This window comes from Kitasatospora sp. NPDC054795, from assembly GCF_053611565.1.
In genome coordinates this window covers 1-8420 of the sequence record NZ_JBSHAP010000219.1, presented here as the reverse complement: position 1 = coordinate 8420, position 8420 = coordinate 1, and the positions used below count along the sequence as shown (strand labels likewise).

The window sequence follows — 8420 nt, the reverse complement described above, 5'->3', positions numbered from 1 at the left end:
CCGCGACGACGATCTTCGCGGAGGTGGTGGCGCGGGTGGGGGCGGCCGCGTTAGAGCTTGCGAAGTCCACTGAGGACCCTTTCGAGCAGCGTGACATCGGGCGTTCCGCCCGACTCGCCCGCGGCGGCGGGCTGGTGGATGGCGACGAGACCGGCCTCGGCAAGGTCGGCGACGAGGATGCGGGCGACACCGAGCGGCACGCCGGCCAGTGCGGAGATCTCCGCGATGGACTTGACCTCGCGGCAGAGGCTGACGATCCGGGCGTGCTCGGGCAGCAGTCCGCTGGTCCGGTCGGCCGAGCCGGTGGTGGAGATCAGGGCCTCGATGGCGAGCTGGTACCGCGGGCGGGTCCGGCCGCCGGTCATCGCGTACGGGCGGACCAGCGGCTGCTGCTCGTAGCCGTCGGACTGCTGCCCGCCGTAGCCGCTGCCGTACCCGTTGCCGTACGAGCCGGCGGGTGTCGAAGGCGGGGTCATGGGTCCTCCTAGTGCTGCAGCCTTGAGCAGCCGGTTCCAGCTGGGGCGGTGCCAGCTGAGGCGAGATCAGCTGCCTGAGGGTAGCTGAGGGTGGTTCGCCGGGTCCGGTCGGGTCGGACCCGGCGAGGGCAGGTGGGACGGGGTGGGCGGATCCGCGCGGGAGCCCCGGGTCAGTGCAGGAGACTGCCCTGGAGTTCCGCGCGGAGTGCGGGGGTGAGGACGGCGCCGGCCCGGTCGACGAGCAGGGCCATCTCGTAGCCGACGAGGCCGATGTCGGAGTCCGGGGCGGCCAGGACGGCCAGCGCCGAGCCGTCGCTGACGGCCATCAGGAACAGGAACCCCCGCTCCATCTCGACCACGGTCTGGTTGACCTCGCCGCCCTCGAAGATCCGGCTCGCACCGTTGGTCAACGAGGTGAGACCGGAGGCGACCGCCGCCAACTGGTCGGCCCGGTCCCTGGGGAAGCCCTCGGACATGCACAGCAGGAGGCCGTCCGCGGAGACCACCACGGTGTGGGACACCCCGGGGGTGTTGTCCACGAAATTGGTGATCAGCCAGTTCAGGTTCTGTGCGGCCTGGCTCATCTGGTTCAACTCAACGCTCCTGGTGATCTGCGCCGTTGCCGTCGCTCCGGCCACCGAAACTATCGAATCCGGGCTGCTGGGCACCATGCTGGAAGCCCGACTGGTTGGCGGCCTGCTCGGCCCCGACGCGGCGGCCCTGCTGGATGCCGCGGCGCAGGTTGGTCAGCCGGCCGCGGACCTCCTCGGGGGCCCGGGAGACCTGCGGACCGGTCAGCGGCGAGGCCTCGGCGGTGCCGGAGACCAGGTTGGCCTGCGGGGTCCGCCGGGGCAGGCCCGACATGGTGACACCGCTGGTCGAGGGCTCGCGGACCTGCTCGGCGCGGCGCCAGCGCTCGTCGTTCGCGGACGGACGCCACGGCGCGTCGCCGGTGCCGGGCTGCTGGCCCTGCGGCTGCGGAGGCTGCTGCTGGTTCTGCTGCTGCGGAGGCTGCTGCTGGGCCTGCGGCTGCTGCTGCGGGGCCTGCTGCTGCGGAGCCGGCTGGGGCGCCTGCTGCCGGGGTGCCTGCTGCGGAGCCTGCTGCTCCTGGGCCTGCGGCTGGAACTCCGGCGAGGAGGTACCGGGGCGGCGCGGCTGGTACGACCGCTGCCGCGCCTGCTGCCCGTCGGCCTGCGGGGCCCACGGCTGCTCGCCGCCGGGCCGCTGACCGGCCTCGGACGGACCGGTCGGCAGCGCCATCGGCTCCTGGTACGGCAGCGGCTGCGGCTGCTGCGGCGCCTGCTCCTGGCGCACCGGCTCCGGACGCGGCGGGTTCGGCACGTTCGGCAGCACCGGCTCGACCAGGCCGAGGCCCAGCGGGTCGCGCGGGTCGATCTGGCTGGCCTCGAAGCGCGGGCGGGCGAACTGCTGGGTGCTCTCCACCGGCGCCGGCTCGGCCGACGGCAGCGGCTGGGGCTGCTGCTGGGCCTGCGGCGGCAGCTGCGGCTGACGGTCGCGCTGCGGCGCGTCCGGGCCGGGGCGCTGCGGACCGCGCGGGCCCTGGCCGGCGGGCCGGCCGGGGGCACCGGGGCCCTGCGGGGCCGGACGGCGCTGCGGCAGGCCGTCCTGCGGACGGTTGCCCGGACGGGCACCCTGCTGCGGCGTGCCGGGGCCGCCGGGGCGGCCGTGCTGGGGCTGCTCGCCGGTCCGGGCACCCGGACCGCCGTCGAACTCGCCGCCGGGATGCTGCCGTTCCTGGCCGGGCCGGCCAGGCTGCTGCTGACCGGGCTGCGGCTGCCGCGGGGCCTGCTGCTGACCGGGCTGGGGCTGACCGGGCTGCTGCGGACGGCCGCCGCGGCGCGGCAGGCCGTTCGGGCCGCTCTGCGGCGGGCCCTGACGGCCCGGGGCGCGCTGCGGCAGACCGCCCTGCTGGGCCTGCTGCGGAGTCTGCTGCTGCGGCGCCTGCGGCTGCTGCGGCTGCTGCGGGGCCTGCTGCTTCTGCTGCGGCTGGGCGGGCCGCCGGCCCTGGCCCTGCTGAGCGCCGCCCTGCGGGGCCGGGTTCTCCCGCAGCGACTTGCCGACCTGGCGGGTCGGCAGACCGCCGGCGGGCGCACCCGGGCCGGCCTGCGGGCCGGCCTGCGGAGCGGGAGCGGCCGGAGCGGCGGGACCGCCCTGGCCGAGCTGCGGGCGACCGCCCTGCGGGGCACCCGCGGCCGGGCCCTGGCCGAGCGCGGCGGGACCACCCTGGCGGGCGGGCGGCACCTGGCGCTGCTGGCGCGGCGTCGGGGTGACCCCGCGCTGCTGCTTGCCCTGGCCGGAACCGGCCCGGCCGGCTCCGCGGCGGTCACCCGAATTGGTGACGTCCACGGGGAGCATGACCAGCGCGGTGGTGCCGCCGGAGTCGCTGGGGCGCAGCTGGATGCGGATGCCGTGTCGCAGGGACAGGCGGCCGACCACGAAGAGGCCCATGCGGCGGGAGACCGAGACGTCCACCGTCGGCGGGTTGGCGAGGCGCTCGTTGATCTCGGCGAGGTCGTCGGGGCTCAGGCCGATGCCGGTGTCGTGGATCTCGACCAGCACGCGGCCGTCCGGCAGCGCGTGGCCGGTGACCCGGACGCGGGTCTGCGGGCTGGAGAACGAGGTGGCGTTCTCCAGCAGCTCGGCGAGCAGGTGGACGAGGTCGTTGACGACGCGGCCGGCGACCTCGGCCGACGGCACGGCGGCGAGTTCGATGCGCTCGTACTGCTCCACCTCGGAGGCGGCGGCGCGGAGCACGTCGACCAGCGGGACGGGACGGGTCCAGCGGCGGCCCGGGTCCTCGCCGGCGAGGACGAGGAGGTTCTCGCCGTTGCGGCGCATGCGGGTCGCGAGGTGGTCCAGCTTGAAGAGGTTGGCCAGCTGGTCCGGGTCGGCCTCGCGGCTCTCCAGCTCGGAGATGAGCGACAGCTGGCGCTGGATGAGGCCCTGGCTGCGACGCGAGAGGTTGGTGAACATCGCGTTGATGTTGCCTCGCAGGAGGGCCTGCTCGGCGGCGAGGCGGACGGCCTCGCTGTGCACCATGTCGAACGCGTGGGCCACGTGGCCGATCTCGTCGGTGGAGTCGACGGCGACCGGCTCGACCGTGGTGTCGACGTCGTGGGGGTCGGCCTCGGAGAGGGTCTTGACCAGCTCGGGCAGACGGCGCTCGGCGACGTCCTCGGCCGCCGCCTGGAGGCGGGTCAGCGAGCGCACCATCGAGCGGGCGATCAGACCGGCGCCACCGAGGGCGACGAGCAGCACCAGGGCGACCGCGACACCGATGATCAGGGCGTCGGCGTCGGCCTGGGACTGGAGGTCCTGGGCCTTGCCGTCCAGGTTCTCGATGAGCTTGGACTCGATCCGGCGCTCGGCGGTGATCTTGGAGCTGGCCTTCTCGAACCAGTCCTTGTAGCTGACCGCCTCGGTCTGGCGGATGCCGCTCTGGGTGAGGATCGTGGAGGCGTAGCGGTCGGCGTCGGCGACCACCGAGTTGTAGCTCAGCTGGCTGCGCAGGTTGTCCAGGTCGTGCGCGGTGTAGATGTTGTTGAAGCTCGCGATCGCGTTGTCGTACGAGCTGCGCAGACGGATACCGAAGGACTCGTCGCTGGGGCTGAGGTCGGGGGTCTTCGGGTTGGCGAGCGCGGCGCTGATCAGGGCCCGCTGCTGCGAGGTCGCGTTCTTCGCCAGCGAGAACTGCTGGAGCGCGCGGGTGGAGACGACCAGGTCCTTGTTGTTCGACGCGAGCGCGATGTCCTGGGTGATGGACAGCAGGTCGCGGATGATCACGTCGTAGGCGGTGATCGTCGACTGGATGTTCTGGTTGTTCTGGTACGGCAGGCTGCGGGTGTCCGCGATCGAGTTCAGGTCCTTGCGGATCTGGAGCAACAGCGCCTTTCCGCCGGACAGTTCGAGGTTCTCGAACTTGTCGGAGGAGGCGGTGAAGGTGCGGCTCAGGTCGTCGGTGGACTTGCGGGCCGCGACGATGTCGTCGTCCAGCGGCGCGGCCGGGTCGTGGGTGATCGGGCCGGCGCTGATGTCGCGCTCGGTCTGGAGCGCGTCCGCGAGGTTGGTCGCCTTCTTGGCCAGGTCGGAGAGGTTGGCCATCTGGGCGAGTTGCTGCGAGTTCTCCATCGAGCTCTGGATGCGCAGGCCACCGAGGACCAGCGAGACCAGCACGGGGAGGGCGAGCAGCGCGATCAGACGGGTGCGGATGCGCCAGTTGCGCATCGCGAGCCGGTTCAGACCGGTGGCGCGGCGCCGGGTCAGGGAGGTGCGGAGTTTGTCCCGGGCGGACTTCCGCTCCTGGCCCTCCTCCTCCGGGTGGCCGATGGCCTCGGGTGTCACCGGCTCGGCCGGGCCGCCGGGGGCCGCCGCCTGTTGAGGGGCTGCCACAGGCTCACGCGACTCCGGGTTACCCGCGGCGCCGCTACCCCTTTTGAAACGTCCCTGCACTGGCGTCGCAACCTCTGGACCGGGCGTCCCGCCGCGTCGCCACGGCCTGGACGGTGTCGAGTTTCCATCCGCACCCCGGCCGGTCCGGGAGAGCGGGCACCGGGGTGGACCACTCCCTACCCACGGTCCGTCGCATTCCAGCACAGCCGGGGAATCCCAACAAGGGCCGCACGTACCGGGCGTCCGGCGCTACCGAACGCTTGCGTCTTCTCACGGACTGTGCGGTAACAGGACCGGAATACCGCCTTTTTCGGACACTCGCCGGATACATGCCAAGCGGACCCGGGGTCGGGAAGAGTCACAGACCTTCCGGAATGCCCTTTATCGGCGAAATGCCGGAAAATCCCGGTGCGGCGATATGTCGGATATCTGCACTTTGCTCGGCATTTTGTGAGCAAAATCACAGTCTAATGTGTAGCTTTGGTCACGGCCTCTGTGGAATGAGATCTCGTAACCTGGCTGTCTCCGGAGCACGGCCCCGATCAGCCTGCCCAGAACCCCTCCGAATCAATCGGAATCCATCAGGCCGGTGCCGATCGCCGCGATCGACCCGGCCATGACCACGAGGTGCTCTCGATGTCCCAGGCGAAGAACGCCACCAAGTCCACGCTGTCCTGCCGCCCCACGGCGAACCCCCGCCGGACGACGCTGGCCTCGGTCGAGGACTTCAGCAAGATCCCGGGCGCCCGCAAGCCCGAGGACGTCGTGACCTACGGCTCCGAACTGCCGACTGCCACCGCCAACCCGCGCCGCACCCGCCTGATGGTCGCCCCGGTCGTCGTCCTGCAGGACTGACCGCCGCAGCGCCGCGCCGAGGGCGCCGTCGTCACCCCGGTGACGGCGGCGCCCTCGCCGTTGTGCGGCGCCCCCGCGGCCCGCGCCGGCGAGCCGCCCGCGGGCCGCGCGGGGCATTCGGCCCCGACCCTCCTGAACAGGGGCAAAGCGGTCGGCCGGGCCCCCACGCGATAGCCTGGAGGCCGATTGACGGGGCCGCGCCCACTGCGGGCGGGGCGCCCACCAGCGCCCGGGCGCGCCCCGGGCGGCCGACGAAGCGAGGGGTGTCCCAGCCGTGCGCATTGCCAGGTTTTCCGTCCGGGAAGGGAGCCCTGCCGCCGGCAGCGTCTCCTTCGGCGTGGTGGAGGGCGACCCTTCCCGGCCCGACTCGCTGGTCGTCCACGCGCTGGCCGGCCACCCGTTCGGCCAGCCCCAGCCCACCGGTGAGAGCTACCGCTTCCAGGACGTCCGGCTGCTCAGCCCGATGCTCCCGAACAAGATCGTGGCGGTCGGCCGCAACTACGCGGCGCACGCGGCGGAGCTGGGCAACGAGGTCCCGGACGCCCCGCTCACCTTCTTCAAGCCGTCCACCTCGGTGATCGGTCCGACCGAGAGCATCGCGTACCCGCCGTTCTCCTCGGACGTCCACCACGAGGCCGAACTGGCCGTGGTGATCGGCCGGATGTGCCGTGAGGTGCCGTTGGACCGGGTGCCCGAGGTGATCCTCGGCTACACCTGCGCCAACGACGTCACCGCCCGGGACGTCCAGCAGCGCGAGGGCCAGTGGGCCCGGGCCAAGGGCTTCGACACGGCCTGCCCGCTGGGCCCGTGGATCGAGACCGACCTCGACCCGAGCGACCTCGCGATCACCTGCACGGTCAACGGCGAGCTCCGCCAGACCGGCCGCACCTCCCTGATGGTCCGCTCGGTCGCCGAGCTGATCGTCCACATCTCCGAGGCCATGACGCTGCTGCCCGGCGACGTCATCCTCACCGGCACGCCCGCAGGGGTGGGCCCGCTCAACGTCGGCGACGAGGTCGCCGTCTCCATCGAAGGCATCGGCACTCTCACCAACAAGGTGATCAAGCGTGGCTAACACTGACCCGGCCGTCCGGGTTCGCTTCTGTCCCTCCCCGACCGGCAACCCCCACGTGGGGATGGTCCGCACGGCCCTCTTCAACTGGGCCTACGCCCGCCACAACGGCGGCACGCTGGTCTTCCGGATCGAGGACACCGACTCCGCCCGCGACTCCGAGGAGTCGTACAACCAGCTGCTCGACGCCATGCGCTGGCTCGGCCTCGACTGGGACGAGGGCCCGGAGGTCGGCGGCCCGGACGCGCCGTACCGCCAGTCGCAGCGGATGGACATCTACGCCGATGTCGCCCGCCGCCTGTACGAGGCCGGCCACGCCTACTACTGCTACTGCTCCACCGAGGAGCTGGACGCCCGCCGCGAGGCCGCCCGCGCGGCCGGCAAGCCCTCCGGCTACGACGGGCACTGCCGCGACCTGACGGACGAGCAGGTGGCGGTCTACAGGCTGGAGAAGCGCGAGCCGATCCTGCGCTTCCGGATGCCGGACAAGACCCTCAGCTTCGACGACCTGGTCCGCGGCACGCTCACCTTCGAGCCGGAGAACGTGCCGGACTACGGCATCGTCCGGGCCAACGGCGCCCCGCTGTACACCCTGGTCAACCCGGTGGACGACGCCCTGATGGGCATCACCCACGTGCTGCGCGGCGAGGACCTGCTGTCCTCCACCCCGCGGCAGATCGCGCTGTACGCCGCGCTCGCCGAGATCGGCGTCGGCAACGGCACCACCCCGCGCTTCGGCCACCTGCCGTACGTGATGGGCGAGGGCAACAAGAAGCTCTCCAAGCGCGACCCGCAGTCCTCGCTCAACATGTACCGCGAGCGCGGCTTCATCCGCGAGGGCCTGCTCAACTACCTGTCCCTGCTGGGCTGGTCGCTGGCCGAGGACCGCGACCTGTTCGACATGGACGAGATGGTCGCCGCCTTCGACGTCACCAAGGTGAACGCCAACCCGGCCCGCTTCGACCTGAAGAAGTGCGAGGCGATCAACGCCGAGCACGTCCGCCGACTGGCCCCGGAGGACTTCGTCCGCCGACTGGTGCCCTTCCTCCAGGGCGCCGAGCTGCTGCCGGCCGAGCCCACCGCGGAGCAGCTGGACCTGCTCGCCAAGGTGGCGCCGCTCACCCAGGAGCGGATGGTCGTGCTGAGCGAGATCGTGAACATGGCCGGCTTCCTGTTCGTGGCGCCGGAGAAGTTCGCCCTCGACCCGGACGACGCCGCCAAGGTGCTCACCGCGGACTCCCGCCCGGTGCTGGAGGCCAGCATCAAGGCACTGGAGGAGCTCGCGGACTTCACCCCGGAGCCGATCCAGGCCGCGCTGCGCGAGGCGCTGGTGGAGGGGCTGGGCATCAAGCCCAAGTTCGCCTTCACGCCGCTGCGGGTGGCCGTCACCGGCCGCCGGGTCTCCCCGCCGCTGTTCGAGTCCATGGAGCTGCTGGGACGCCCGGAGACGCTGCGTCGGCTGCGGGCCGCCCTGGACGCCCTGCCGGCCGCCTGAGCGGGGCGCCGAGCAGGCCGCGGGGCCGGGGGGGGGGGGGGGGCGCGGCGGGCCCCGCGGGCGGGGGAGTTATAAAAACAGTCAGTGGCGGCCCTAATTTAGGGGTTGGTGT

At 72.5% G+C, this 8420-nt stretch carries 6 protein-coding genes; 3 read left to right on the top strand and 3 right to left on the bottom strand.

Annotation, left to right across the window (positions count from 1 at the left end; translation table 11 throughout):
- Window positions 1–50 precede the first annotated feature (50 nt).
- The 3 genes from ACWGJO_RS40135 to ACWGJO_RS40125 form a co-directional block, all read right to left on the bottom strand.
- Window positions 51–476, bottom strand: a complete 426-nt coding sequence (locus ACWGJO_RS40135) for a DUF742 domain-containing protein (protein WP_380543469.1) — start codon at window positions 474–476, stop codon at window positions 51–53.
- Between the two features lie 170 nt (window positions 477–646).
- Complete coding sequence (locus ACWGJO_RS40130) at window positions 647–1060, bottom strand: roadblock/LC7 domain-containing protein (RefSeq protein ID WP_359915368.1); 414 nt, start codon at window positions 1058–1060, stop codon at window positions 647–649.
- Between the two features lie 10 nt (window positions 1061–1070).
- Entirely contained in the window at window positions 1071–4886 is a 3816-nt protein-coding gene (locus tag ACWGJO_RS40125; protein ID WP_452190690.1) for a nitrate- and nitrite sensing domain-containing protein, read from the bottom strand.
- Window positions 4887–5522: 636 nt separating this feature from the next.
- Here ACWGJO_RS40125 and ACWGJO_RS40120 point away from each other — a divergent pair.
- The 3 genes from ACWGJO_RS40120 (at window position 5523) to gltX (ending at window position 8308) form a co-directional block, all read left to right on the top strand.
- Window positions 5523–5741 (top strand): hypothetical protein, encoded by a 219-nt coding sequence (locus ACWGJO_RS40120; RefSeq protein WP_452190688.1) that lies wholly within the window; start codon window positions 5523–5525, stop codon window positions 5739–5741.
- A 274-nt stretch (window positions 5742–6015) separates the two neighbouring features.
- Complete coding sequence (locus tag ACWGJO_RS40115; protein WP_359915358.1) at window positions 6016–6816, top strand: fumarylacetoacetate hydrolase family protein; 801 nt, start codon at window positions 6016–6018, stop codon at window positions 6814–6816.
- Window positions 6809–8308, top strand: a complete 1500-nt coding sequence (gene gltX / locus ACWGJO_RS40110; protein WP_452190686.1) for a glutamate--tRNA ligase — start codon at window positions 6809–6811, stop codon at window positions 8306–8308. The genes ACWGJO_RS40115 and gltX overlap by 8 nt, the downstream gene beginning before the upstream one ends.
- The last annotated feature ends 112 nt before the right edge of the window (window positions 8309–8420 follow it).